Source organism: Ectopseudomonas toyotomiensis, assembly GCF_017167985.1.
GTDB classification, from domain to species: Bacteria; Pseudomonadota; Gammaproteobacteria; order Pseudomonadales; family Pseudomonadaceae; genus Aquipseudomonas; species Aquipseudomonas toyotomiensis.
The window spans coordinates 626,153-652,799 of record NZ_CP070505.1; the positions used below are offsets into that span (position 1 = coordinate 626,153).

Here is a 26,647-nt window from a genome sequence, read left to right on the forward strand (position 1 = left end):
TACGGCACAGATTTTAAGCGGGTGCGACATTCTGCAGCGGCGCCGCCACCATCAGCGGCGCCACGCGCGCATCAGCCAAGCAGCTGCAGCGCCTCGACGCTGCATTGCTGGATGCGTGCCCAATCGCTGTTTTCCACCCACTCGCGCTGGAACATCCAGGTGCCGCCCACGCACATGACATTGGGCTGCGCCATGTAGCGCTGCAGGTTGTCCGGGGTGATGCCGCCGGTGGGGCAGAAACGCACCCCGCCGAAAGGCCCAGCCAGCGCCTTGAGCGCCGCGACGCCACCGCAGATCTCCGCCGGGAACAGCTTGAAGCGGCGATAACCGAGGGCGTAGCCGACCATCAGCTCCGACGCGCTGCTCACACCGGGCAGCAGTGGCAGCGGGTTGTCCAGCGCGGCCAGCAACAGCTCACGTGTGCTGCCCGGCGTGACGATGAACTGCGCACCGGCCGCGGTCGCCGCAGCGAGCATGTCTTCATCCAATACGGTACCGGCACCGACACAGAGCTCGGGACGCTCGGCGCGCAGGCGACGAATCGCCTCAAGGCCATGCTCCGAGCGCAGGGTCACTTCCAGCACGCGCAGGCCACCGGTGGCCAGGGCGTCGGCCAGCGGCAGGATGTCCGCCTCACGGGCGATGGTGATCACCGGCATGATCCGCGCCTGCGCGCAGATGCGGTCGATCTCGGCGATTTTTTGGGCCATGCGCGCGCGCTGGCCTTGGTCGAGGCTGGTCATGTCAGGGACACCAATGGATTTCAAGAGGGGAATTGAGGAAGGCGCGGATTGGCAGTTGGGCGATCTCGCCCGGCATCAGCGCCGTAGTCAGGACGTTCAATTTCGCCTGGCCCTGGATCGCCAGCAGCGGCAGGCGTGCGCTGGCCAGCACCGGCAGAGTCAGGGTCAGGCGTTGCGCCGGCTCGCTCGGGGCAAGCATCGGCAACACGCGGCGCGCGCAGTCCGGCTGCAACGCCTGGTGCAGATTGGGGCTATGCGGGAACAGCGACGCGGTATGCCCGTCGTCGCCCATGCCCAAGACCAACACGTCGATCGGCGCCAGCTCCGCGACCGCGGCATCGGCCAGCTCGGCCGCCTGTTCGAGGTTGCCAGCGACCTGATAGAGACTGAGAAAACGGGCTTCGGCAGCCGGGCCACGTAGCAGATGACGGCGCACCAGTGCCTCGTTGCTGCCGGCGTGGTTGACCGGCACCCAGCGCTCGTCGGCCAGGCTTACCAACACCTGCGCCCAGGGCAGCGCCTGCTGCGCCAGCGCCTCGAAGAACGGCACCGGGCTGCGCCCGCCGGACACCACCAATGTGGCCTGACCACGACTGGTGATGGCCTGACGCAACGCATCGGCCACGCGTACAGCCAAGGCCTGCGCCAGTTGTTCGGCGTCGTTATGCGCGCAGGCCTGCACGCCTGGCGGCAGTTTCAGTTCAGAGATCGCCATACCAACTCCTGCCATCTCGGGTGATCAACGCGACCGACGCCATGGGGCCCCAGCTGCCGGCTGTGTAGGGTTTTGGCGCCTCGCCGAGACGATGCCAGCCGTCGATCAACTGATCGCACCACTGCCAGGCGTATTCGATCTCGTCCTTGCGCACGAACAGGTTCTGGTTGCCGCGCATCACTTCCAGCAGCAGACGTTCGTAAGCATCAGGGATGCGCGCACTGCGGTAGGTGTCGGAAAAACTCAGCTGCAGCGGACCACTGCGTAGCTGCATGCCCTTGTCCAAGCCCTGATCCTTGGTCAGCACCTGCAGGGCGATACCTTCGTCCGGCTGCAGGCGGATGATCAGCTTGTTGCCGATCAGTTGACGCTGCTCCGGGGCGAAGATGTAGTGCGGCGGCGCCTTGAAGTGGATGACGATCTGCGACAGCTTCTGCGGCATGCGCTTGCCGGTGCGCAGGTAGAACGGCACGCCGGCCCAACGCCAGTTGCGAATGTCGGCACGCAGGGCGACGAAGGTTTCGGTGTCGCTCTGGGTGTTGGAGTTCTCTTCCTCCAGATAGCCCGGCACCGGCCGTCCATCACTGCTGCCGGCCACGTACTGGCCACGCACCACGCGCTGGCCGAGCTGCTCGACGCTGATCGGCTCCAGCGCCTTGAGCACCTTGACCTTCTCGTCGCGGATGCTGTCGGCCGACAGGTCGCTGGGTGGGTCCATGGCGATCAGGCAAAGCAGCTGCAGCAGGTGGTTCTGGATCATGTCGCGCAACTGCCCGGCCTGATCGAAGTAACCCCAGCGCCCTTCGATACCGACCTTCTCGGCCACGGTGATTTCCACGTGGGAGATGTGGTTCTGGTTCCACTGGGTTTCGAACAGGCTGTTGGCGAAGCGCAGGGCAATCAGGTTCTGCACCGTCTCCTTGCCCAGGTAATGGTCGATGCGATAGACGCGGTTCTCCGGGAATACCTGGGCCACGGCATCGTTGACCGCACGCGAGGATGTCAGGTCATGGCCGATCGGCTTTTCCAGCACCACCCGCGTGCCCTCGGCCAGCCCCACGGCGGCCAGATTGGCGCAGATGCCGCCATACACCGAGGCAGGCGTGGCGAAGTAGGCGATCAACTGATCCTGCGGGCTGACATGCTCGAGCAACGCCGCATAGTCCTCGGCCTTGAGAAAATCCATGCCCAGGTAGCTCAGGCGTGCGAGGAAGCGCGTCAGGTCGGTTTCCGTCAGCTCCTTGGCTGGTACGTGCAGGCGCAACGCCTGTTCGATGGCGCGCAGGTGGCCACTCGGCTCGCCCGTTTCACGGGCCAGAGCGAGGATGCGCGTAGCATCGTGCAGCAAACCGGCACGATCGAGCTGGTAAAGCGCAGGAAACAGCTTGCGCAAGGCCAGATCGCCGAGCGCGCCGAACAAGGCAAAGGTGCAGGATTCAAGCTTCATCGCGGGCATGAGTTTGTTCTTTTATCAAGATGAACTAGAAATACCGGGTGATACTGCATTTATCAAGGAAAAATATTGTTATAGCAACAACATTATTCGCAATACCCGATAAGTCAGTGGTGACCTTGGGGCGGCATCAGTAGGATAGGCCGGTTGTTTTACCGCCCATCGCCTGTCGCCAAGCCCGTTCAACCGCCTGTTAGGAGCCCCTATGGACCGAGTGCGCAACCTGCTGGAACAGATCCAGAGCCGCCTTGACGACCTGAACAAGGCCGAACGCAAGGTCGCCGAAGTGATCCTGCACGATCCGCAGCAGGCCACGCGCTTCAGCATCGCCGCACTTGCCCAGGCGGCGGGTGTCAGCGAGCCGACGGTCAACCGTTTCTGCCGCTCGTTCGGCGCCAACGGCTACCCGGAACTGAAGATGCAACTGGCGCAGAGCCTGGCCAGCGGCGCCGCCTATGTCAGCCGCGCGGTATCGGCCGACGACGGCCCCGAGGCCTACACCCGCAAGATTTTCGGCAGCACCATCGCCTCGCTGGACACGGCCTGCCAGAGCCTCGACCCGCAGCACGTCAGCCGCGCCGTCGACCTGCTGATCCAGGCGCGGCAGATCCATTTCTTCGGCCTAGGCGCCTCGGCGTCGGTGGCACTCGATGCGCAGCACAAGTTCTTTCGCTTCAACCTGGCAGTGTCGGCGCATTCCGACGTGCTGATGCAACGCATGATCGCCTCGGTGGCGCACACCGGTGATCTGTTCGTGATCATTTCCTACACCGGGCGCACCCGCGAGCTGGTGGAGGTGGCACGCCTGGCTCGCGAAAACGGCGCTTCGGTGCTCGGCCTTACCGCTGCCGGCTCGCCCCTGGCCAAGGCCAGCACCCTGAGCCTGGACATTCCGCTGCCGGAAGACACCGACATCTACATGCCGATGACCTCGCGCATCATCCAGCTCACCGTGCTCGACGTGCTCGCCACCGGTGTCACCCTGCGCCGTGGCGTGGACTTCCAGCCGCACCTGCGCAAGATCAAGGAAAGCCTGACCGCCAGCCGCTATCCGGCGGATGAAGAGCCGCTGTAAGGCGTTTACAGGAGCCAGCGCCCCCCGAAAAGCATCGCCGGCAAGCCGGCTCCTACAGTTCTGGTGCACTGGACGCTTCTGGTAGGCTTGCCGGCTTTTCCGAACCTGCCAGGAAATCCGCCATGCCAGCACTGATTACCCTCAGCCGTTTCATCGGCAACACCTTCGCCGTCTGGGTGTTGCTGTTCGCCGTCATGGCCTTCTTCCAGCCCAGCTGGTTCCTGCCGCTGACCGCCTGGATCGTGCCGCTGCTCGGGCTGATCATGTTCGGTATGGGCCTGACCCTCAAAGGCGCGGACTTCCAGGAAGTCGCCCGCCGCCCGCTGGCCGTGCTGCTCGGCGTACTGGCTCAGTTCATCATCATGCCCTGCACCGCCTGGCTGTTGTGCCAGGCATTCGCCCTGCCGCCGGAAATCGCCGTAGGTGTGATCCTGGTGGGCTGCTGCCCAGGCGGTACCGCCTCCAACGTGATCACCTGGTTCGCCCGCGGCGACCTGGCGCTGTCGGTGTCGATCACCGCCGTCACCACCCTGCTCGCCCCGCTCGTGACCCCGGCACTGATCTGGCTGCTGGCCTCGGAATGGCTGCCGGTGTCGTTCAGCGCCATGTTCATTTCCATCCTCAAGATGGTGCTGCTGCCCATCGCCCTCGGCCTGATCGCCCAGCGCCTGCTCGGAGAACGGGTGAAGACCGCCGTCGAGGTGCTGCCGCTGATTTCCGTGGTGAGCATCGTCGCCATCGTCGCCGCCGTGGTCGCGGCCAGCCAGGGGAAGATCGCCGAATCCGGCCTGCTGATCATGGCCGTGGTGATGCTGCACAACGGCATCGGCCTGGGCCTGGGTTACCTGGCAGGACGCCTGTTCGGCATGTCGCTGGCGCAGCGCAAGACGCTGTCGATCGAAGTCGGCATGCAGAACTCCGGTCTCGGCGCCGCCCTGGCCAGCGCGCACTTCAGCCCGCTTGCCGCAGTGCCCAGCGCGCTGTTCAGCGTCTGGCACAACCTCTCCGGCCCGCTGCTGGCGACCATTTATCGTCGGATGAGTCAGGATTTAGAGAAAAGCTCCAACTGAATCAACAAGTTCCGCTGATCCGGCGCGCCTTGCCCCGCCCCCGCCAATGTGCACAATAATGGCGCACGCGAGGACGACCTCCGCACCCTGAACGCAGGGTGAACCACCCGGGGACGGCCCCTTTCAGGGCTCACTGGAGGTTAGCTATGTCCTGGATCATTCTGCTGCTCGCCGGCCTGTTCGAGGTCGGCTGGGCCATCGGTCTGAAATACACCGAAGGCTTCACCCGCCCCCTGCCAACGCTGCTGACCGTCTGCGCCATGCTGGTCAGCCTGGCCCTGCTCGGCCTGGCCATGAAGGAACTGCCCCTGGGCACCGCCTACGCCATCTGGACCGGCGTCGGCGCCGTGGGCACGGTGATCGCCGGCATCATCCTGTTTGGCGAGTCGATGGCGCTGCTGCGCCTGGCCAGTGTCGCACTGATCGTCTGCGGGCTGATCGGGCTCAAGATGAGCCACTAGAAAAGCGGGTGCGCTACGAAACCAGATAATCCGTAACGTGCGCCATGCGCACCAGAACGCCCCCGAAACCTCGGTGCGCACGGCGCACCCTACGAAGTCAGGTGATCCGTAGGGTGCGCCGCGCGCACCTTCATCAACGCCAATCCCCCCGCAAGGCCGCCACCTGCGCCTGCAACGCCTCGCGCTTGGCCTGCTCCGGCGCGACCGGTGTACCGGCCACCAGGCACACCCGCGACCACAGGCGTTTGAACAGCCCCTTGTGCGGATCGCGACTGAAGAAGCTGCCCCACAAGCCCTGCAGCGCCATGGGAATCACCGGCACCGGGTTCTCTTCGAGAATGCGCTCGACGCCCGACCTGAACTCGTCAAGCTCACCATCAGCGGTCAACTTGCCTTCGGGGAAGATGCACACCAGCTCGCCATTGCGCAGGTACTCGGCGATCTTCTTGAACGCGGCGTCGTAGATCAGCAGATCCTCGTTGCGCCCAGCGATCGGCACGGTGCCGGCGGTGCGGAAGATGAAGTTGAGCACCGGCAGGTCGTAGATCTTGTAGTACATGACGAAGCGCACCGGCCGCCGCACCGCGCCACCGATCAGCAATGCATCGACGAAGGACACGTGGTTGCACACCAACACCGCCGGCCCCTCGTCGGGAATGGCGTCCAGGCCCTTGTGCTCGACCCGGTACATCGAGTGTCCCAGCAGCCAGATGAGAAAGCGCATGCTGAACTCGGGGACGATCTTGAAGATGTAGCTGTTGACCGCGATGTTCATCAGCGACACCACCAGAAACAGCTGCGGAATCGACAGCCCGGCGACGCTCAGGAACAGGATCGCGACGATGGCCGAGGCCACCATGAACAGCGCATTGAGGATGTTGTTGGCCGCGATCACCCGCGCCCGCTCGTGCTCGGCGGTGCGCGACTGGATCAGCGCATACAGCGGCACGATATAGAACCCGCCGAACAGACCGATGCCGAGAATGCAGCCGAGAATCCACCAGGCCTGACCATGGCCCAGCAGCGCCAGCCAGTCATGCGGCGCGGCGCCCTGCGGAAAACCGCCGGAGAACCACCACAGCAGCATGCCAAACAGGGTCAGGCCGATGGAGCCGAACGGCACCAGACCGATCTCCACCTTGTGCCCGCTCATGCGCTCGCAAAGCATCGAGCCCAGGCCGATGCCCAGCGAGAACACGGTGAGGATCAGCGTCACCACGCTCTCGTCACCGTACAGCCACTCCTTGGCGTAAGCCGGAATCTGCGTCAGGTAGATCGCGCCGAGAAACCAGAACCAGGAGTTGCCCACCAGCGAGCGCGACACCGCCTTACGCTGGCCCAGGCCGAGCTTCATGATCACCCAGGACTGACGGAAGATGTTCCAGTCCAGCGGCAACGTCGGCATGGCGGCCGCTGCACGCGGAATACCCTGGCTGGCCAGGTAGCCGAGCAGCGCCACACCGACCACCGAGCCGGCGACGATAGGCGCGTAGCTGCTGCTGGCCATCATGATCCCGGCGCCGATGGTGCCGGCCAGAATCGCCAGGAAGGTGCCCATTTCCACCAGGGCGTTACCGCCCACCAGCTCTTCTTCCTTCAGGTGCTGCGGCAGGATCGAATACTTCACCGGGCCGAACAGCGCCGACTGCGTGCCCATGGCGAACAGCACGGCGAGCATCAGCGGCAGGTTGTCCAGCAGCACCCCGGCGGCGCCGGCGAGCATGATGCCGATCTCGGCGAACTTGATCTTGCGGATCAGCGAGTCCTTGGCGAACTTCTCGCCAAACTGCCCACCGAGAGCGGAGAACAGAAAAAATGGCAGGATGAACAGCAAGGCGCAGAGATTGACCAGCAGATCGCGGTCGGCGCCCGTGTTGAGCTTGAAGAGGATGGCGAGAATCAGCGACTGCTTGAAGATGTTGTCGTTGAAGGCGCCGAGCAATTGCGTCACGAAAAACGGCAGAAAGCGCTTCTTGCCGAGCAGGGCGAACTGCGATTGTTGGGTCATCGTCCATGGTCCTCGCGGGGGTAGATTTGCCCGCACAGGCATTTGACTGCAATTCCACCCACGAAAGCCACAGGGCAAATGCGAACGCCTTGGCGGTTCGCCTCTTCGTGGCAGGGGCTTTCGGCTCGGGCATCCTGCTTCGCTCTACCTCCTGCATCCATGCAGTCGCAGCCGCGATGCTTTCGCCGCTGAAGCGCCTCCCACGCCCGACGGCCTCGGCCCGGTAGGGTGCGCCGCGCGCACCAAGACGCCGCCGATTACCCGGTGCGCACGGCGCACCCTACGAGGCCTTCCCCCCCTATCGCGCCGACAAACGTGCGCCAAACGCAGCGCAAAAAAAAACGGCAGCCCAGTCGGGCTACCGTTCTCGAACTCGGAGAAAACGTCAGTGCCCTCGCACTGACTACAACCTCACCTGCACTCCCTGGGGAATGCCAGCGCAGTCTGACAAAAGCCAGCCTCAGCGTCCGTTTAGCTTTGTTAACTGCCTGCAAAGAAATGTAAACGGCGGATGACTGCACGGTCCGCCACGCGGCACAATCGCGCCCATGAACGCTCACCACCCTGCCTGCTGCAGCCCGCTCGACACGCACAACCCGCTGCCAAACTCGCTTGCCGGCGCGCAGCTGATCAGCACCCGTTTCGACCCCACCCTGTTTGCCGAGGACGATTTCGCTCGCTGCGATATCGCCCCGGTGCGCGGCGTAGCCAAGCGTCAGGCCGAGTACCTGGCCGGACGCCTGTGTGCCCGCGAGGCCCTGCGCCGCGTGACCGGCCAACCCGGCGTGCCGGCCGTCGGTGCAGACCGCGCGCCGCAGTGGCCACTCGGTGTGGTCGGCTCCATCACCCACGGCGACAACTGGGCGGCGGCGCTGGTCGCCCTGCGTGAGCAATGGCGCGCCCTGGGCCTGGACGTCGAGCGCCTGCTACCGGCCGAACGCGCCCAGCGCCTGCAGGGCGAAATCCTCACGCCCGCCGAAGTGCAGCGCCTGCAAAATCTGGACGACGAGACCCGTGCCGCGCGTATCAGCCTGACCTTCTCGCTCAAGGAGAGCCTGTTCAAGGCGCTCTACCCGCTGACCCTGACGCGCTTCTATTTCCATGACGCCGAGTTGCTGGAGATGGACCACGACAGCGCACGCCTGCGCCTGCTGATCGACCTGCATCCGGACTGGCGAACGGGCACCGAGCTGGATGGCCAATTCGCCCTGTTCGATAACAAGGTGCTGAGCCTGGTGGCCGTGGCGGCGTGATCATGCAGCACCCACCATGCGTGGATAACTCGGTGCGCGCGGCGCACCCTACAAAACCGCGATATCCCACGCTTCGCCGGTAGGGTGCGCCATGCGCACCGGCCCAATACGCAATCGCGCTCTACTCCCCCTGCTGTCGCGGCCACACCAGGCTGAAACGCGCGCCACCGAGGCTCTCGCTACGACCGATCTGCGCCCGACCTCCGTGCCAGTAGATGATCCGGCGCACGATGGACAAGCCCAGGCCATGCCCGCCAGAGGCCCGCGTGCGGCTGTCATCGAGACGCAGGAAGGGGCTGAACAAACGCTCCCAAGCCTCCTCCGGCACGCCCGGCCCATCGTCCTCGACATCGATGCGGCAACGCTTGTAGCCGACCTGGCAACTGATCAGCACCTTGCCTTCGGCGTAGCGCATGGCGTTGCTCACCAGATTCTGCAGCGCGCGGTGCAGGTAGCGCGGCTCGGCCTCGACCCAGCAGGCGCCCTCGGCCTGCACGCTGAGCACCGCACCACACTCCACACGCACCTTGTTGCTCAGCGGCGCCAGCTCGTCGATCACCTGATCGATCAGCGCCTTGAGTTCCACCTGCTGGAAATTCAGTGCCGGCGAACCCTGCTCCAGGCGCGCGTAGGTCAGCATCTCGTCGACCAGCTTGTCGAGGTCCTGGATATCGCTGTCCATGCCATCCATGTACTTGCGCCGGGCACTTTCGTTCGGCGCATCGGCGATCATCTCCAGACCGAAACGCAGCCGCGCCACCGGCGTGCGCAGCTCGTGGGACACCGCACGCACCAGCTCGCGCTGGGTGCTCAGGGAGGTCTGCAGGTGTTCGGCCATGGCGTTGAAGCTGCTGGCCAGGCGCCCCACCGAGTCCGCGCCACGCGTCGGCACGCGGGCATCCAGGCGGCCGCTGGCGATATGCGTGGCCGCACTTTCCAGCGCACGCAGGCGCTGCTCCAGCGAGCGCACCAACAGATAGACGATCAGGCCGATCAGACTCAGGCCCAGCGCACCGATCAGCACCAGCAGCTGCGGCGGATAAGGATTCATCTGATACAGCGGGCCGATCTCCAGCACCCAGGGCGTATCGACGATGCCGGAAAACACGTAGATGGAGTCGCCGCCCTTGCCCAGCGCCATCACCGTATCGCCCTCGTCGATACGCCGACGCTGATCGAGGTCGATGGTGGCCTCTTCGAGCCGCACCAGCTGCAGGTCGAAGCCGAACTGCTTGGCCGCTTTCAGCTCAGCCAGGCGCTGCGGCTGCTCATGCACCGGGTAGCGCACCAGTTCGTCGATCAGCAGGTAGTTGGTGGCCCGCGCCAGTTGCTCGCTGATCTGCTGGATCTCGCCAGTCAACAGCAGCGGCTGCTTGCCATCGAGCAGGCCATAGACCTTGGCCGAGTGCGGGCCGGTCTGCTGCACCAGCACGTGGCCGCGCTGCAGGCGATTGCGCTCGCTGCTTTCCAGCGGCACCTCGCTCAGCGCCTGCAGCTCCAGGGGGATGCCGAGCAGACGCGACCACACCACCAGGGCGCGCCTGCGCTCCACCTCGTTCATCGGCAGCAGGTTGTCCGCCATCAGGCGAAAGGTGCCGCGCGCCAGCCCTTCGCGATACTGATCGCCGCGCACCTCGTTGACCAGGTGCAAGGTGCCGACGCCCAGCAGCGCCACCAGCACCAGCGCGGCGAGCATGCCGCCATAGATGCGCAGGAAGATCGAGTTCATGGGCGCCCGATCAATCGCGCAGGATCGGCGGCGCATCACCGAACGGCAGCGCTTCGGCGGCCTCGGCGACGAACAGGTAGCCCTTGCTGCGCACCGTCTTGATCATCCGCGGATGCATCGGGTCATCGCCGATCTTCGGGCGGATGCGCGAAATGCGCACGTCGATGGAACGGTCCTGGCCGTCGTACTCGATACCGCGCAGGGAATTGAAGATCTCCTCGCGCGACAGGATGCGCCCGGCATTGGCCGCCAGCAGCCAGAGCAGATCGAACTCGGCGCTGGTCAGCTCGATGCCCTGCTCACCCAGCCAGGCTTCGCGCATGGCGCTGTCGATAGCCAGCGCGCCGAACTGCAGACGCCGCGGCTGCCCCTCATCACGCTCGCTGTCGCTGCCCTCACGACGGCGCAGCAGCGCACGAATGCGCGCCAGCAGCACACGCGGGCGCACCGGCTTGCACACATAGTCATCGGCGCCCATCTCCAGGCCCAGCACCTGGTCCATGTCGTCGGTACGCGCGGTGAGCATGAGGATCGGCCCCTTGTAACCGCTGCGCACCTTGCGGCAGATGCTCAGGCCATCTTCACCCGGCAGCATCAGATCGAGGATCACCAGATGCGGTTGCTCGGCGAGAATTCGCGCCGCCGCACGCGCGCCATCGGCTTCGATGGCCACACGCAGACCGTTGCCCTCCAGATACTCGCGGGTCAACTGCGCCAGGCGCTGGTCATCCTCGACGATGAGAATCTGCCACGCTTCTTGTTCCACACCCTTTCCCCTTCGCATAGCGGCAAGTGCCGCAAACACCGCCGCCATTCTAGGGGCTGAGCGCGTCTCGGTGCGAGCGACAAACCAGCGCCCAGACCTGGCGCCTGGTTAAGCACAGCACATGCCAAAAGCACTATATATAGTGGTAGTCTGTGCGCCGCCGAACAGCTTCACCACGTCGCTGAAAACCTTCCGCCAGGAGCGACGAACGGTCATTAGCAGCCAGAGCCAGAGAACACGCGGGCTACGCTGTTAACACCCACAAGGCACTCACAGCTTATCCACAGGCTGTTCTTTTTCTAGCGCCTTGCAATGCCTCCAACAGCGCACTATCTTGTATCCCCATCGCGCAGCACCCACCAGATGTTGGGTTAATGCAGAAAACGGGACACAAAAAGAACGAATCGCGCAAGCCCTTTTCACAGGGTTTTCCAGATGTCCCGGCTAATCGTTTTGCCCTAACCCAGGCCTGGCCTGGGTTACAGCCACGCAGCAACGCCAGACGCTGCGCGTGAGCTGGTCAGACAGCGGTCTTATCCGCCAGTCGACCACTATATGTAGTAGGCGGGGTGTGGTAATGCCCCGCTGTGACTGATGCGCCAGGACGGCACTTGAAGTCGTGCCTAACCTGCCCGCTCTTGCGACACCCCGTACCCGGCCCCGCTGCCGCGTGCGGTTCAGTTGTTAATGGAATGAACGGCGGACAGGGCACGGTTTCTAACCGTGACGTCCAACCAAAAATTACAGAACACGGAGATCTCCATGCATACCGACACTACTCGCGAGAACCCGCAGGCCGTGGCGCCGCAGGCCGCTGAATCCTCCCAGGATCTGGCTGCCACCGCCCCCGGCCAACTGCGTGTGATCAAGCGCAACGGCACTGTCGTCCCCTACACCGATGACAAGATCACCGTCGCCATCACCAAGGCCTTCCTCGCAGTAGAAGGCGGCACCGCAGCCGCTTCGTCGCGTATCCATGACACCGTCGCGCGCCTGACCGAGCAGGTCACCGCTACCTTCAAGCGTCGCATGCCGTCCGGCGGCACCATCCACATCGAAGAGATTCAGGACCAGGTCGAACTGGCCCTGATGCGCGCCGGCGAGCAGAAAGTCGCCCGCGACTACGTGATCTACCGCGAAGCCCAGGCCAACAAGCGCAAGAGCGCCAATGCCGGCAGCGACATCGCCCAGCCGCACCCGAGCATCCGCATCACCACCGCTGGCGGTGAACTGCAGCCGCTGGACATGGGTCGCCTGCAAACCATCATCCGTGAAGCCTGCGAAGGCCTGGCCGAAGTCGATGGTTCGCTGATCGAGCGCGAAACCCTGAAGAACCTGTACGACGGTGTCGCCGAGAAGGACGTCAACACCGCCCTGGTGATGACCGCCCGTACCCTGGTCGAGCGTGAGCCAAACTACAGCTACGTCACCGCCCGCCTGCTGATGGACAACATCCGCGCCGAGGCCCTGAGCTTCCTCAAGATCACCGCCAGCGCCACTCACCACGAGATGGCCGAGCTGTACGCCAAAGCCCTGCCGGCCTACGTCGAAGCCGGCGCGCAATTCGAGCTGCTCGACCCGAAACTCAAAGAGTACGACCTGGAGAAACTGGGCAAGGCGCTGAACCACGAGCGTGACCAGCAGTTCACCTACCTGGGCCTGCAGACCCTGTACGACCGCTACTTCATCCATAAGGACGGCATCCGCTTCGAACTGCCGCAGGTGTTCTTCATGCGCGTGGCCATGGGCCTGGCCATCGAAGAGCCGAAGAACCGCGAAGAGCGCGCCATCGAGTTCTACAACCTGCTGTCCTCGTTCGACTACATGGCGTCCACCCCGACCCTGTTCAACGCCGGCACCCTGCGTCCGCAGCTGTCCTCCTGCTACCTGACCACCGTGCCGGACGACCTGTCGGGCATCTACGGCGCCATCCACGACAACGCCATGCTGTCGAAATTCGCTGGCGGCCTGGGCAACGACTGGACGCCGGTGCGCGCGCTGGGCTCCTACATCAAGGGCACCAACGGCAAATCCCAGGGCGTCGTGCCCTTCCTGAAAGTGGTCAACGATACCGCTGTTGCAGTCAACCAGGGCGGCAAGCGCAAGGGCGCCGTGTGCGCCTACCTGGAAACCTGGCACATGGACATCGAGGAATTCCTCGAGCTGCGCAAGAACACCGGTGACGACCGTCGTCGTACCCACGACATGAACACCGCCAACTGGATTCCAGACCTGTTCATGAAGCGCGTCTTCGAAGACGGCAAGTGGACCCTGTTCTCGCCGAGCGAAGTACCGGACCTGCACGACCTGACCGGCAAGGCCTTCGAAGAGCGCTACGAGTACTACGAAGCCCTGATCGAGTACGGCAAGATCAAGCTGTACAAGACCATCCAGGCCAAGGACCTGTGGCGCAAGATGCTCTCGATGCTGTTCGAGACCGGCCACCCCTGGCTGACCTTCAAGGACCCGTGCAACCTGCGCAGCCCGCAGCAGCACGTGGGCGTGGTTCACAGCTCCAACCTGTGCACCGAGATCACCCTGAACACCAACAAGGACGAGATCGCCGTCTGCAACCTGGGTTCGGTCAACCTGGTCAACCACATCGTCGACGGCAAGCTGGACATCGAGAAACTCGGCCGCACCGTGAAGACCGCTGTGCGCATGCTCGATAACGTCATCGACATCAACTACTACAGCGTCGACCAGGCACGTAACTCCAACTTCAAACACCGTCCGGTCGGCCTCGGCCTGATGGGCTTCCAGGACGCCCTGTACCTGCAGCACATCGCCTACGGCTCCGACGCTGCCGTCGAGTTCGCCGACAAGTCGATGGAAGCCATCAGCTACTACGCCATCCAGGCCTCCTGTGACCTGGCCGAAGAGCGCGGCAGCTACAGCACCTTCGAAGGCTCGCTGTGGAGCAAGGGCATCCTGCCGCTGGACTCGCAGCAGATCCTGATCGAAGCCCGCGGCCAGAAGTACATCGACGTCGACCTGTCTGAGTCGCTGGACTGGGCACCGATCCGCGAGCGCGTTAAGAAAGGTATTCGTAACTCGAACATCATGGCCATCGCGCCGACCGCGACCATCTCCAACATCATTGGCGTGTCGCAGTCCATCGAGCCGACCTACCAGAACCTGTACGTGAAATCGAACCTCTCCGGCGAATTCACCGTGATCAACCCCTACCTGGTACGCGACCTGAAGAACCGCGGCCTGTGGGACAGCGTCATGGTCAACGACCTGAAGTACTACGACGGTTCCGTGCAGCAGATCGAGCGCATCCCGCAGGATCTGAAAGACCTCTACGCCACCGCGTTCGAAGTGGAAACCAAGTGGATCGTCGACGCAGCCAGCCGTCGCCAGAAGTGGATCGACCAGGCTCAGTCGCTGAACCTGTACATCGCCGGCGCCTCGGGCAAGAAGCTGGACGTGACCTACCGCATGGCCTGGTACCGTGGCCTGAAAACCACCTACTACCTCCGTGCCCTGGCTGCCACCAGCACCGAGAAGTCCACCATCAACACCGGCAAGCTCAACGCGGTTTCCGCTGGTGGCGACGAAGGCTTCTCGGCCAAGGCCCAGGCGCCTGCCCAGCAGGCAGCTCCGGCCCCGGCGCCCGTGCCAAAAGCCTGCGCCATCGACGAACCCGACTGCGAGGCTTGTCAGTAAGGCTTTCGCGTGGATCTGAGCGGCATTCGCGGCGTTACCTGCCGGAGCGGTCCCCATCACGTACATGCGTACGCTCAGGGGCTCCACTCCAGCAGGTGCCTTGCGACTACTCGCTCAGCTGCACGCTCGATGGTTGGATAAAAAGCTAGAGCAATACACCGATCGATCCCCTCTCCCGCTTGCGGGAGACGACTGCAGGGATGCAGGAGGTAGGGTGAAGCAGGAAGCCCGAACCGAGGGTTAGGGAGAGGGAAGGCTTTTTGTAGGAGCGGCTTCAGCCGCGAAAATCGCGGATAAATCCGCTCCTACAGAGCCCTCCTCCCCACCAAATTCCCGCCCCTCCTCCCCCGGGTCGAGTGGCAACGGTCAGCCAGCAATCCACCGCCTGCTGACCAGTGGTACCCGTTTACCCTTGCGCGCATCACGCAACGGAACATAATTCAAATTATCTGTATATCCATACAGGCCGGCATTTTCGCCGGCCCTCACGCAGGAGCCAAGCCATGCTGAGCTGGGATGAATTCGACAAGGAAGACGGCGCAGAAGCAGCCGCCGCAAGCAATGCCAACGCACAGAGCGCCGGCACCAACTTCGACAAGCTCGACAGCGAAGCTGCCGGCTCGGTCGAGCAGGCCCGCGCCGTCGACGCCAACGACTCCGACGCCGTGGCCCGCGCCAAGAAAGCCCTGAACGACCTCGACATCCAGGAAGGCCTGGACGACCTCGAAGGCGCCTCCGCGCGCGTACAGGTTGGCGACAAGCAGATGATCAACGCCCGCGCCGACCTCAACCAGCTCGTACCCTTCAAGTACGACTGGGCCTGGCAGAAGTATCTGGATGGTTGCGCCAACCACTGGATGCCGCAGGAAGTGAACATGAACGCCGACATCGCGCTGTGGAAGAGCACCGACGGTCTCTCCGAAGACGAGCGCCGCATCGTCATGCGCAACCTCGGCTTCTTCTCCACCGCCGACAGCCTGGTTGCCAACAACCTGGTGCTGGCCGTGTACCGCCTGATCACCAACCCCGAGTGCCGCCAGTACATCCTGCGCCAGGCCTTCGAGGAAGCGATCCATACCCACGCCTACCAGTACTGCATCGAATCGCTGGGCATGGATGAAGGCGAGATCTTCAACATGTACCACGAGATCCCGAGCGTCGCGAAGAAAGCCTCCTGGGGCCTGAAGTACACCCGCTCGATCTCCGATCCCAAGTTCGAGACCGGCACCCCGGAAACCGACCGCCAGTTCCTGCGCAACCTGATCGCCTACTACTGCGTACTGGAAGGCATCTTCTTCTACTGCGGCTTCACCCAGATCCTCTCCATGGGCCGCCGCAACAAGATGACCGGCACCGCCGAGCAGTTCCAGTACATCCTGCGTGACGAGTCCATGCACCTGAACTTCGGCATCGACGTGATCAACCAGATCAAGATCGAGAACCCGCACCTGTGGGATGCCCAGATGAAGGACGAAGCGACCCAGATGATCCTGCAGGGTACCCAGCTGGAGATCGAATACGCGCGTGACACCATGCCGCGCGGCGTACTGGGCATGAACGCCGCGATGATGGAGGACTACCTCAAATTCATCGCCAACCGCCGCCTGACCCAGATCGGCCTGAAGGAAGAGTACCCGGGCACCACCAACCCCTTCCCGTGGATGAGCGAAATCATGGACCTGAAGAAGGAGAAGAACTTCTTCGAGACCCGAGTGATCGAGTATCAGACTGGTGGGGCGTTGAGCTGGGATTGATGGCTCGCTGACATCAGAGTAGATTGACCCTACACCTGCCAAGGATGTTGGGGTTGAAGTTTGAATAGAAAGCCCCGCCTAGTGCGGGGCTTTTTTATTGGAGTACGCGAATGCAGTCTAGGTCAAAGCTACTGCTAAAAAAATCCATAGACGCGATGCTCGCGGCCATCGAAACCTACAACAAACCAAATTTTTTCTACCGTGAAGAAACCTTTTCCATCCTAGCCATTAATAGCTGGGAACTACTTCTCAAGGCCCGCATCCTTCAACTTGAGAAAAACAAAGTCAGTTCAATTTTTGAGTATGAAAAGCGAACCCTAGCCAACGGCGATAAGTCACAGAAAAAATATAGAAAACTTAACCGATCGGGAAACCCAGTATCCATTGGACTCTATAAGGCCTGCCGCAAGCTAAAAAACGACTACAAAGATGACATTTCACAAGCTGTATTCTCAAACCTAGAACTTCTTACAGAAATTCGAGACAACTCTATACACCTAGTCAACAAGACAGGCGCCGTAGAACTTAAGATACAAGAAATAGCAACAGCCTCTCTAGTAAACTACATAGCGCTAGCCCGACAATGGTTTGGAGTAGACTTCTCCCAGTACCATATTTTTCTAATGCCACTGGCTTTTGTAAGAAATTTCGGAGTAGCCGAAGGAATAGTTCTTTCCCAACAGGAGAAAAAGCTACTCTCAATGATCGATGGAATGAAGAACCCAAGCAAAGAAGGGGACAATTACAGCCTATTAGTAAAGATAGACATGCGTCTACATAAAAATACCGAGAAAGGCAACGCAGAGGTTCGTTTGAGCCGATCTGAAGATGCAACCCCAATAAGAATAGAAGAGGAAAGTATCATGGACAGATACCCTCTGAGCTTCAATAACTTAAAAGCAAAGCTAACAAATCGCTACACAAACTTCAGTTTCAACAAAGATTTCTACGCTCTAAAGAAAGTTCTCGAACAAGACGAAAAGCTATGCAGAACGAGACTACTAGACCCCTCCAACGAAAAAGGGCAAAAAAAGAAATTCTACAGCCCCAACATACTCAAGGAATTTGACAAGCACTACAACCGTCAACTAATAAAAGCGCAAAATGATGACGACTAATTGGGACATTGAGACTTGGATATTGTGAGATTGGGGACAGATTTATTTTTCCGTCCCCTCCTCTACCGGTTTCGCCCTTACGGCGAGTCACTTGTCTCGCTCCGCTCGCCCTTCGGGCCATCCTGCGACTGTTACTCCGCTTCGCTCCGTTTCTCTTTACTCGCGCAGAAAGTAACCAAAGAGAAAGCGCGCCCGGCATCCGGGTTTCGCTGCGCGAAACTCCCCTCGCTCCGGCGCTGTTCCGAGGGTCGTCGCGAAGGGCCAGCCTTCGGCTGTTACTCCGCTTCGCTACGTTTCGGCCTCCTGACGGGATTCGTAAACCGCGTTGTCTGAACTGGCTGTGTAGAAAAGCATCGCGGCTTTCGCTCCTTGTCGACTCCTGAACACCAATCGCATAGGAGACGCCAAACGCCCCGTCAGGAGGCCGAGTGGAATCGTTGTGTAAGGGGTTGAGCGGCATGGATGCCGCGAGAGCCGCGATGGGCCAGGGACGGCCCTTCGCGGCGGGCCCCTGGAACAACGATGGAACGAGGGGACCCGACGAAGTCGGGCCGGATGCCAGGGGCAAAGACCTTTTGCTTACTTTTGGGGCGTTTGCCAAAAGTGAGCCGCTGTAAGAGCGGAACCGGTATGAAGAACCACACATCTGCGGCGAGTTCACTCAGTAGCAAGCAGCCCGGACAATCGCTGATGGTGGATGAAAAAAGCGTCATCCACCCTACGGGTCGCCGACACACCGTGTAGGGTGGACAACGCGAAGCTTGTCCACCATGGTTCAGGCACAGCCATCGCTCAAGGACGAGCTGCCATGCCCAATTACCGACGCGCCCGCGTTTCTGGCGCCACCTACTTCTTCACCGTCAACCTGCGCGATCGCACCAGCCATCTGCTGATCCCCGAAATCGACTTGCTGCGCGAGACGGTGCACGCCACCAAAACCCGTCCCCCCTTCCATATGGATGCCTGGGTGGTGCTACCCGAACATATGCATTGCCTGTGAACGCTACCGCCAGGCGATGCCAACTCCGCTCGGGAAGGTCATCAAGTTCACCTTTGCAAAGCGCCTGCCCTCTACCGCAGCACTAAGCGCTAGCCATCAACAGGATCTGCAAGACGGTCTTTCCCGAACCGCCCGTGATCATGGGCCAGGCCTGTTTCTTCGTTTTCCAAATTTGCAATTCGGTCGTCCATTGTTGTGCGTTTTTCTTTTACCGGGCCGGGGCTAACGTAGGGGGCGTGCGTTGCACAACAGCACTCACCCACAGCCGACGCGGCTTCGGCCCTCTGTTGCCGCAGCCGCCGTCATGACTCGAGGAGAGCACTATGAAATACAAGACATTAGGCAATACCGGGCTACTGGTCTCGCAGCTCTGCCTGGGCACCATGACCTTCAGCGATGGCAGCGGCATCTACGAGCACATCGGCGATGTCGGCCAGGCGGCGGCCGACGAGTTAGTCAAGGCCAGCCTCGATGCCGGTATCAATTTCTTCGACACGGCGGATGTCTACTCCGCTGGTGCCAGCGAGCGCACGCTCGGCCAGGCGCTGAAGAATCTGGGTGTCACGCGCAGCGATGTGGTGCTGGCGACCAAGGTCTACAGCCGCATGGGCCAGGGGCGCAACGATGTCGGCGCGTCTCGTGGGCATATCATGGATGCGGTCGAGGCCAGCCTGCGGCGACTGCAGACCGATCATATCGACCTCTATCAGATTCACGCCCACGACAGCGTGACGCCGCTGGAGGAAACCCTGCGCGCGCTGGACGATCTGGTGCGCCAGGGCAAGGTGCGTTACGTCGGCGTGTCGAACTGGCAGGCCTGGCGCGTCGCCACGGCGCTGGGCGTTTCAGCGCGGCTGAACCTGGAGCGCTTCAATACGTTGCAGGCCTACTACTCGGTCGCCGGTCGCGATCTGGAGCGCGAACTCATCCCGATGCTCGAGGCCGAGAAGATGGGCCTGCTGGTCTGGAGCCCGCTGGCCGGCGGCCTGCTATCGGGCAAGTTCAGCCGCGAGAACCAATCGCCGGAAGGGTCGCGTCGCTCCTCCTTCGACTTCCCCATCGTCGACAAGGCGCGCGCCTGGGACGTGATCGACGTGCTGCGGCCCATCGCCGAGGCCCATGGTTGCAGCCCGGCCCGTATCGCCCTGGCCTGGCTGCTGGCCAAGCCCGCCGTCACCTCGATCATCGTCGGCGCGAAACGACTCGGCCAGCTCCAAGACAATATCGCCGCCGTAGACATCACCCTGAGCGAGGAGGAGATCGCCCGGCTCGATGCCGTCAGCGAGCTGCCGCCCGAGTACCCCGGCTGGATGATGGCGACGCAAGGGGTCGACCGCCTGGGACCCGTGGATCTGTGGGCCGACAAGCTGGCTCAGACCTCCTGATGCCGACGCGGGCGGCCATTCATTGCAGCGCCAGCTCGGGGCTGCCCTGCACCACACACTCGCTGAGAAAGTCGGCGACGGCCCGTACCCGGGCGGAGGCGACAAGGTCGGCATGGGTCACCAGCCAGAGTTCGGCGCTGAACAACTGCTCGGCCGGGATGACGGCAATGAAGTCCTCCTTCACCGCCAGAAAGTCAGGGATCACGGCCAGGCCCAGGCCGGCGCGCACGGCGGCGATCTGCGTGGGCAGGCTGCTGGTGACCAGCGCGACCTTGCAGCCGGGGTGCTCCCGCGCGAGCCAGGCCGCAGCCGGCATGAAGCCATGGCTGTCGTCCCAGGTGATCAGGTGCCGCCCGCCCAGCGGCTCGCCGTCGATGTGGGGATGACGCTCGAGGTAGCCGCGGCTGCCGTAGACCGAGTAGGTCATATGGCCGATGCGTCTGACCTTCAGGTTGCCCCGGCTTGGCCGCACCACGCGCAGAGCGATGTCCGCTTCGCGCCGGTTAAGCTCCGCCGTGACGGTACTGGTGATGATTTCGAGGCAGATGCCCGGGTAGCGCTCGCGGAATGCCGGCAGGGCGGGAATGATCAGGTCGGTGGCCAGGTTCTCGGAGGTGGCCAGCCGCACGCTTCCAGCCGGTTTCTTGTCCAGCCCTGCGGCGCCCCGCTCCAAGGCCATGATGCTTTCTTCGACGCGCTCGGCATGGCACAGCAGCTCACCACCTTCGTCCGTCACGAAATAACCGGTCTGATGGCGCTGGAAGAGGATGGTGCCGATGCTCTGCTCCAGCTCGGTGATGCGCCGGCTGACGGTGGACTGGCTCACGGCCAGCTTCGTGGCCGCCTGGGTGAGACTCCCGCTTCGCGCCACCGCGAGGAAATACTGCAGGTCGTTCCAGTCCATGCTCGTTAGTTCCTGTAGGCATGGCCCATATCATTCGTCGTTTTAGACGACGACCGCAACAGCCTCGCCATGCATTGCCGGGATGCGCAGCTTGCCTCGGTCAGCGAGTAGCCCGGACGACCGCTGACGGTGGATGAAAAGAGCGTCATCCACCCTACTGGCTTTTGTCCTTCTTCTTGGCAATCGCCTTCATCCGCGCCGCGGCCTTCTGCACGGTAGCCATCTTCTCGGGTCGTTTCATGCCCCGCCATTTGCGGATTTCCTCGCGCGTGCGCCCACAGCTGACGCACAGCTCGCTGTTGAGCTGACACAGCGATACGCAGGGATTCTCAATGTCCTTGGCCACGTTTTCCCCTCGCCGCCTGCTCGACCGAAAACGCCACGTGTTCAGCGATGCTGGCAACGCTGATGCCCACTTCATCGAAAGCGGCCTGCGTTAACTCAAGCATTCTCACCTTGTCCGAACTGGCGAGTGCGTGCGCCCTGCTCGCCTCGCTATCGAACATCCAGGTCACGCGCAGGCTCTGCGGAAACCGCTCGTAGTCCACGTCATGGGTCAGCCACTGGAAGCCTACGATTTCGCTTTTCGCCGTTTCACAGGCAAGGGTCAGGGTGCGGATCAGTTCGCGCTCCACAGCTGAGTATTTTCGTTTCGGCGATGGCATAAGGTTGTTCTGGGTCCGAGTTCACTGCGCCGCCATGTTACCCGAGGCGCTCAACGGCCAGAGGGAACAGATGGATAGAGGCCGAACAAGGCATCTGCGACGCAGGGCATCTCCGGCAACCCACGCCGAGCGTGGGAGCGATCATCGCGCCCGAGCAAGGTGGCCCGCAGGTTACAATCTACGGCCCACGCATTCTCCAGCGGACCCCATATACCGATGTTCACCCTTGCCCACCTCAGCAGCCCGCCGCCCGAGTCCCTGAAAAGCCAGGTGCAGCAGATGGTGGTGGACTACTTCGCCGATGTAAGCGCGGTGCCGTTGCTGCCGAGCAATCCGCTGTATCAGCTTTACCAGTACGTGATCGGCTATGAGCTGCATCTGCACCTGCAGACCATGAACGGTGAGGCCGAAGGCCCCGTGCAGCTGCTACTGGCGCTGGACGATGAAGACCCGGCCCGTGTGCTGGGGTTTGCCCTATACCTGCCAAGCCCGGACGATGCTGCCGCCTGCACCCTCGCCTATCTGGCGGTAGATGCGGCACACCGCCGTCAGGGCATCGGCCGCGCACTGCTGCAACGCGTGCAGGAGCGACGCCCGCACCTGGAGCTGGCCTGCGTGGCAGACAAAGTGCCGTTGTTCGAGGCCCTGGGTTTGCAGGTGCTGGCCGCCCAGGGTGCGCAGGTGGTGATGAACAGCCGCGGCTATCGCTCCAGCGGTATGGTGGCCGTGGCCGATCTGGCGCCGGTGTTTGCCTCCACCGAAGTCAGGCAGATTCACGCCTACCTGCTCAAGCAGCACGGCCAGCGCGCCATGCAACAGGCGGAAAAACAGCGTGACGCGCACCTCGACGCGCTCGCCCTGCAGGCTCAGCAGTTGGTCGACGAGCGCCTGCCTTCACGCGCGCTGCATTGAGGCGATGCTCCACGCCAGGCGTGGGGGCTCCACGAAACGCCGAGCGCCATCACCTGCGGCGGTCAGCCGACACCGCGCATGCAAAAGCGCAGTTGGCGGACGTTCAACGCCCGCCAACGCTGATAACGCATTACGACAGGGGCTCTCGCCTGGTCAGAACGAGTAGCTGGCGCTGATCGCGTGCCCATCTAGAGGCGTGGGAGCGACCATCAGCGAGCCAACGGGCATCCCCATGCATCAAGCGATGACCATGGGTCCCACTCAGTTGGATACCTGCTCGAGGAATATCAGCTGCAATGGCTCGCTGAGCAGTTCATCAGCGGTGGCGGCAAACGCCTGAAAATAGGGCGTCGCAAAATGCGCATCCAGGGCTGCCTGATCCTTGAAGGCTTCACGCATGTAGAAGGTGCCCGGCTCATCACGCATTTCGAACAGCACGTAATCAAGATTGCCCGGCTCGGCCCGCGTGGGTTCTATCAGGCTCAGCAAGCCTTCTTTCAATTCCTGTTGTTTACCGGGTTTGGCCTTGAGTACAGCAAGGGATACCAATGGTTTGCTCATGGTGTTAACTCGTTCGATGGGTTGGCTTACGCACCCGGCGAGGGCAGTGAACAGCAGCGCGCACAGCCAAAGACTCGGGTGTTTGATCATGGATTTCATCGTCATCACTCTTTGTGGAGTGGGGTCATCCTTGTCCATTCAGTCGAAAAGAAACACCGACAGAACGCGCTAATACTTTCTTCGACCTATTGAAAATGAAGCACCCTGAATGGCCACTGGCGATTGCCACCTGAACACGCCACAACGCACTATCAGCCAAGCCATTCGTTTTCCGCTGCGAACAAGGAAGCTCCATGCGCATCACCATCGCCCTACTGCTGTTGCTGTGCCATTGCGTGCACGCCACCGAGACCGTCAACGACGTCACCGGCATGAACCCCATCCAAGTGGCGCAGGTATTGGCGCCCACCGAACTGGAGCAGATCGTCACGGCCGTTAGCGGGCATGCCGGCCCCATCGCCATTGGCGGCGGGCGCTACAGCATGGGCGGGCAAACCGCCACCGAACAGGCCCTGCAACTGGACATGCGCCGGTTCAACCGGGTGCTGGAATTTTCCGCCGAGCGCCGGGAGATTCGTGTGCAGGCCGGCATCACCTGGCGCGAAGTGCTGGAGTACATCGATCCACATGGCCTGTCGCCGCAGATCATGCAGTCCTACGCCAACTTCACCGTCGGCGGCGCACTGAGCGTTAACGCCCATGGCCGATACGTCGGCCAGGGGCCGTTGGTGCTCGGCGTGCGTTCGTTGCGCCTGGTGCTGGCTGATGGTCAAGTAGTGGATGCCAGCCCGACGCACAACAGCGAGCTGTTCCATGGCGCCATCGGCGGTTACGGCGGGCTCGGCGTCATCGTTGAGGCCACACTGCCGTTGGTGGAGAACAGCAAGCTGGTGCGTCAAACGCAGCTCATGCCGCTCGGCGACTACGCGCAGTTCTTCGCCAGCCAGGTCGCCGATAACCCGGACATGGTGATGCACAACGGCATTCTCTATACCGACGATTACGACAGCGTTCGCGCCGTGTCCTACCTGCGTACGGACGCACCGCTGACCGTCACCGAACGCCTGGTACCGCTGGACCGCGACTACAAGGCCATGCGCGCCGCGCTGGCAGTGGCCAGCAGCAATGGCGGCGCAAAGGTGCGTGAAAGCGTCGTCGACCCACTGCTACTGAAACGACCGCAAGTGCAGTGGCGCAACCATGAGGCCAGCCTGGATGTGCGCGAACTGCAGCCCATTTCCGGCACCGACTACAGCTATGTGCTGCAGGAATATTTCGTGCCCGAAGCCCAGTTGGAGCCTTTTGTCGCGGGCATGAGAGACGTGCTCAAAGCGCACAAGGTCAAGGTCGCCAATATCTCCATCCGCCATGCCAAGGCCGACCCGGGTACGCTGCTGGCCTGGGCCCGCGAAGACACCTTCGCGCTGGTGATCTACTACCGCCAGGGCGTCTCACCCAGCGAGCGCGCCGCCGTAGGCGACTGGACACGACAGCTGATCGACCTCGCCATCGCCCACCAGGGCAGCTACTACCTGCCCTATCAAATCCACGCCAGCCGGGAGCAGTTCCTTGCCGCCTACCCTCGCGCCGAGGAATTCTTCGCGCTGAAAAAGCGCGTCGACCCAACCAACAAATTCCGCAACAAGCTGTGGGATGCCTATTACCTGCAGCCCAGTGGCCACTGATTGAAATCGCGGTTCAACGCTCAGGAGTTCTGCTGTCTGGCATTAACCAGGTCACAGGGCGGCTCCCATGCAGCCGCATGGGAGACAGCTGGAAAGCCCAGAATCAAAACCTGCCAAGCCAGTACTGCGGACGGCGGCGGTGATGGGCAACGGCCAGAATCTGGAAGCCGTCAGGCCTTGGCCGGTAAATGATCGATAGCGGAAAACGCCGAAGGGAGACGCTGCGAATATCTGGTTCAAGTTCAATCCGCCAGGCCATGGGTGACTCGCCAATCAATGTAGCCAAGGCCTGAAACTCGTTGATCAATGCCCCACCCAATCCAGGAACCTTCGATTCGTAATAACCGACTGACTCCAGAAACTCGGCTTCCGCTGCCGGGTGGAAAAAATACTTCATCGAATCAGGGCTCTGGCCTTCTTCATTACCTCATCACCCGGCACCGCCTTAATCGAGCCGCTATCGAGTTCTTGTGCACGCCGCTGTGCTTCAAGCAACCAGTCTGATCGCAGTTCGTCTTCCGAAGGGGCATCCAGGCTCAAGACCAGACGCTGGATCAGCTGCGCCCGCTCCTTCTTGGAAAGATGCAGGGCTTCATCCTCGATCTTCTGCAGATCCATGGTTTCACCTCTCGCTTGTTTACCGGCAAATCTTGGCACGGATGCTTAGCGGGTGCCACGGCTGCGGCTCCTTAGATAGTCGTCACAGCGAACACAACCCACCCGGCACCGCCATGATCCACTCCCGCACCGCGAGAATGGTCGGGTCATTTATGCGGCTCTCCGGGTACACCAGAAAGAACGGCTTGCCTTCCAACTCCGGGCCGAAGGGCTGCACCAGTCGTCCCTCTCTCAGCTCATCCTCGATCAGTTGCCGGCTCATCAGCGCCACGCCCTGGGCGCCGACGGCCGCCGAGACGGCGTGGGTTTCGTCGGAGAACACCAACCCGGCACTGACATCCAGCCCCGGCACCTGAGCCTCTTTCTGCCAGACGGCCCAGTCCATCGGCGAGGAGATCGCTGCCTGGTTACGGAAGTGGATCAGCGTATGCCTGGGCAAATCGGCGGCTTCGTGCAGCTCCAGCAGCGGGCTGCAGGCCGGGACAAAGGTGTTGTCGAAGAGTTTTTCGGCGACCAGACCGGGCCAGCGGCCATCGCCGTAGCGAATGGCGATATCCGCCGTGACGCCATCGAGCGCCACCGGTTCGTGCGAGGCGTGGATACGCAGGTCGATATTGGGGTGGGAGTCGCGCAGCATGCATACCCAGGACAGCAGCCAGCGCACGGCCACGGCCGGCGTGGTGCTGAGGGTAATGGCCTGTCGGCTGGGCGTCGCGCTGAGGCGTTCGACCGCGGCGCCGATGCTGTCGAAGGCGCTTTCCAGCACCTGCTGCAGTTCACGCCCGGCCATGGTCAGCTCCAGCTGCCGCGGCTTGCGCACGAACAGCGCGACACCGAGGGATTCTTCCAGCGCGCGAATCTGGTGACTGATCGCTGTGGCGGTAACGGAAAGCTCTTCCGCGGCCTGCTTGGCGCTTTCGTGGCGTGCGGCCGCCTCGAAGGCGCGCAAGGCGGAAAGCGGAGGGAGTCGGCGCCGGCTCATGCCTGAATTTTCCTCATCCATTGCGAAAAATATTGATCGTTTGTCGCCCGATTGGGGCGACCTTAGCCTGAGTCTGCTGCTAATCACAGATGAATTCAAATTCAAGCAGGAGACTCAT

At 62.2% G+C, this 26,647-nt stretch carries 23 protein-coding genes and 1 pseudogene; 11 read left to right on the forward strand and 13 right to left on the reverse strand.

Annotation, left to right across the window (positions count from 1 at the left end; translation table 11 throughout):
• Positions 1-71: 71 nt before the first annotated feature.
• Genes JWV26_RS02730 through zwf form a run of 3 tightly spaced genes read right to left on the reverse strand, consistent with a single transcriptional unit; the run spans position 72 to position 2,914 of the window.
• Positions 72-743 carry a bifunctional 4-hydroxy-2-oxoglutarate aldolase/2-dehydro-3-deoxy-phosphogluconate aldolase gene (locus JWV26_RS02730; protein ID WP_206418336.1) on the reverse strand — a complete coding sequence of 224 codons (672 nt, stop codon included), beginning with the start codon at positions 741-743 and terminating at the stop codon, positions 72-74.
• A gap of 1 nt (position 744) precedes the next feature.
• Positions 745-1,458, reverse strand: a complete 714-nt coding sequence (gene pgl / locus JWV26_RS02735) for a 6-phosphogluconolactonase (protein ID WP_206418337.1) — start codon at positions 1,456-1,458, stop codon at positions 745-747.
• Positions 1,445-2,914, reverse strand: a complete 1,470-nt coding sequence (gene zwf / locus JWV26_RS02740) for a glucose-6-phosphate dehydrogenase (protein WP_074918892.1) — start codon at positions 2,912-2,914, stop codon at positions 1,445-1,447. The genes pgl and zwf overlap by 14 nt, the downstream gene beginning before the upstream one ends.
• Positions 2,915-3,116: 202 nt before the next feature.
• Between zwf and JWV26_RS02745 the strand changes: the two genes are divergently transcribed.
• From JWV26_RS02745 to sugE, 3 genes are all read left to right on the forward strand, one after another.
• Positions 3,117-3,986, forward strand: a complete 870-nt coding sequence (locus tag JWV26_RS02745) for a MurR/RpiR family transcriptional regulator (RefSeq protein WP_017674884.1) — start codon at positions 3,117-3,119, stop codon at positions 3,984-3,986.
• A gap of 122 nt (positions 3,987-4,108) precedes the next feature.
• Positions 4,109-5,056: a bile acid:sodium symporter family protein gene (locus JWV26_RS02750; protein ID WP_206418338.1), complete on the forward strand. Its 948-nt coding sequence runs from the start codon at positions 4,109-4,111 to the stop codon at positions 5,054-5,056.
• Positions 5,057-5,202: 146 nt separating this feature from the next.
• The gene (gene sugE / locus JWV26_RS02755) at positions 5,203-5,517 is read left to right on the forward strand and encodes a quaternary ammonium compound efflux SMR transporter SugE (RefSeq protein WP_045735020.1); all 315 of its coding nucleotides are present in this window, start codon (positions 5,203-5,205) and stop codon (positions 5,515-5,517) included.
• Positions 5,518-5,650: 133 nt separating this feature from the next.
• Here sugE and JWV26_RS02760 read toward each other — a convergent pair whose 3' ends face one another.
• The gene (locus tag JWV26_RS02760) at positions 5,651-7,525 is read right to left on the reverse strand and encodes an MFS transporter (RefSeq protein WP_072426278.1); all 1,875 of its coding nucleotides are present in this window, start codon (positions 7,523-7,525) and stop codon (positions 5,651-5,653) included.
• 548 nt (positions 7,526-8,073) lie between these two features.
• On the opposite strand from JWV26_RS02760, the gene JWV26_RS02765 reads away from it, so the two are divergent.
• Complete coding sequence (locus JWV26_RS02765; RefSeq protein WP_206418339.1) at positions 8,074-8,778, forward strand: 4'-phosphopantetheinyl transferase family protein; 705 nt, start codon at positions 8,074-8,076, stop codon at positions 8,776-8,778.
• Between the two features lie 121 nt (positions 8,779-8,899).
• On the opposite strand, the gene JWV26_RS02770 is transcribed toward JWV26_RS02765, so the two are convergent.
• Positions 8,900-10,507 carry an ATP-binding protein gene (locus tag JWV26_RS02770; protein WP_079783200.1) on the reverse strand — a complete coding sequence of 536 codons (1,608 nt, stop codon included), beginning with the start codon at positions 10,505-10,507 and terminating at the stop codon, positions 8,900-8,902.
• A gap of 10 nt (positions 10,508-10,517) precedes the next feature.
• Positions 10,518-11,273, reverse strand: coding sequence for a winged helix-turn-helix domain-containing protein (locus JWV26_RS02775; protein ID WP_072426281.1), 756 nt, complete (start codon positions 11,271-11,273; stop codon positions 10,518-10,520).
• Between the two features lie 762 nt (positions 11,274-12,035).
• On the opposite strand from JWV26_RS02775, the gene JWV26_RS02780 reads away from it, so the two are divergent.
• From JWV26_RS02780 to JWV26_RS02800, 5 genes and pseudogenes are all read left to right on the forward strand, one after another.
• The gene (locus JWV26_RS02780) at positions 12,036-14,945 is read left to right on the forward strand and encodes a ribonucleoside-diphosphate reductase subunit alpha (protein WP_206418340.1); all 2,910 of its coding nucleotides are present in this window, start codon (positions 12,036-12,038) and stop codon (positions 14,943-14,945) included.
• Positions 14,946-15,448: 503 nt separating this feature from the next.
• Positions 15,449-16,699 carry a ribonucleotide-diphosphate reductase subunit beta gene (locus JWV26_RS02785; RefSeq protein ID WP_037000242.1) on the forward strand — a complete coding sequence of 417 codons (1,251 nt, stop codon included), beginning with the start codon at positions 15,449-15,451 and terminating at the stop codon, positions 16,697-16,699.
• A 110-nt stretch (positions 16,700-16,809) separates the two neighbouring features.
• Positions 16,810-17,817 carry a DUF3644 domain-containing protein gene (locus tag JWV26_RS02790; protein WP_206418341.1) on the forward strand — a complete coding sequence of 336 codons (1,008 nt, stop codon included), beginning with the start codon at positions 16,810-16,812 and terminating at the stop codon, positions 17,815-17,817.
• Between the two features lie 808 nt (positions 17,818-18,625).
• Positions 18,626-18,911, forward strand: a pseudogene (locus JWV26_RS02795) (REP-associated tyrosine transposase); the annotation flags it as partial.
• A 229-nt stretch (positions 18,912-19,140) separates the two neighbouring features.
• Positions 19,141-20,202: an aldo/keto reductase gene (locus JWV26_RS02800; RefSeq protein ID WP_012019269.1), complete on the forward strand. Its 1,062-nt coding sequence runs from the start codon at positions 19,141-19,143 to the stop codon at positions 20,200-20,202.
• Positions 20,203-20,221: 19 nt separating this feature from the next.
• Here JWV26_RS02800 and JWV26_RS02805 read toward each other — a convergent pair whose 3' ends face one another.
• From JWV26_RS02805 to JWV26_RS02815, 3 genes are all read right to left on the reverse strand, one after another.
• On the reverse strand, positions 20,222-21,106 hold the full coding sequence (locus JWV26_RS02805) for a LysR family transcriptional regulator (RefSeq protein ID WP_206418342.1): 885 nt from the start codon (positions 21,104-21,106) through the stop codon (positions 20,222-20,224).
• Positions 21,107-21,260: 154 nt separating this feature from the next.
• Positions 21,261-21,452 carry a DUF1289 domain-containing protein gene (locus tag JWV26_RS02810; RefSeq protein ID WP_206418343.1) on the reverse strand — a complete coding sequence of 64 codons (192 nt, stop codon included), beginning with the start codon at positions 21,450-21,452 and terminating at the stop codon, positions 21,261-21,263.
• Positions 21,436-21,771: a hypothetical protein gene (locus JWV26_RS02815; RefSeq protein WP_206418344.1), complete on the reverse strand. Its 336-nt coding sequence runs from the start codon at positions 21,769-21,771 to the stop codon at positions 21,436-21,438. The genes JWV26_RS02810 and JWV26_RS02815 overlap by 17 nt, the downstream gene beginning before the upstream one ends.
• 216 nt (positions 21,772-21,987) lie before the next feature.
• On the opposite strand from JWV26_RS02815, the gene JWV26_RS02820 reads away from it, so the two are divergent.
• A complete protein-coding gene (locus JWV26_RS02820) occupies positions 21,988-22,683 on the forward strand; it encodes a GNAT family N-acetyltransferase (protein WP_206418345.1) in 696 nt (231 codons plus the stop codon).
• Between the two features lie 261 nt (positions 22,684-22,944).
• On the opposite strand, the gene JWV26_RS02825 is transcribed toward JWV26_RS02820, so the two are convergent.
• Positions 22,945-23,244: a putative quinol monooxygenase gene (locus tag JWV26_RS02825; RefSeq protein WP_059391271.1), complete on the reverse strand. Its 300-nt coding sequence runs from the start codon at positions 23,242-23,244 to the stop codon at positions 22,945-22,947.
• Positions 23,245-23,537: 293 nt separating this feature from the next.
• On the opposite strand from JWV26_RS02825, the gene JWV26_RS02830 reads away from it, so the two are divergent.
• Complete coding sequence (locus JWV26_RS02830) at positions 23,538-24,929, forward strand: FAD-binding oxidoreductase (protein WP_206418346.1); 1,392 nt, start codon at positions 23,538-23,540, stop codon at positions 24,927-24,929.
• Between the two features lie 103 nt (positions 24,930-25,032).
• Here the strand turns inward: JWV26_RS02830 and JWV26_RS02835 are convergent, their stop codons facing one another.
• The 3 genes from JWV26_RS02835 to gcvA all read right to left on the reverse strand — a co-directional run bounded on the left by JWV26_RS02835 (position 25,033) and on the right by gcvA (position 26,529).
• Complete coding sequence (locus JWV26_RS02835) at positions 25,033-25,326, reverse strand: type II toxin-antitoxin system RelE/ParE family toxin (protein WP_072426300.1); 294 nt, start codon at positions 25,324-25,326, stop codon at positions 25,033-25,035.
• Positions 25,323-25,547, reverse strand: coding sequence for an addiction module protein (locus tag JWV26_RS02840; protein WP_072426301.1), 225 nt, complete (start codon positions 25,545-25,547; stop codon positions 25,323-25,325). The genes JWV26_RS02835 and JWV26_RS02840 overlap by 4 nt, the downstream gene beginning before the upstream one ends.
• Positions 25,548-25,629: 82 nt before the next feature.
• Complete coding sequence (gcvA, locus tag JWV26_RS02845; RefSeq protein ID WP_206418347.1) at positions 25,630-26,529, reverse strand: transcriptional regulator GcvA; 900 nt, start codon at positions 26,527-26,529, stop codon at positions 25,630-25,632.
• Positions 26,530-26,647: the final 118 nt, after the last annotated feature.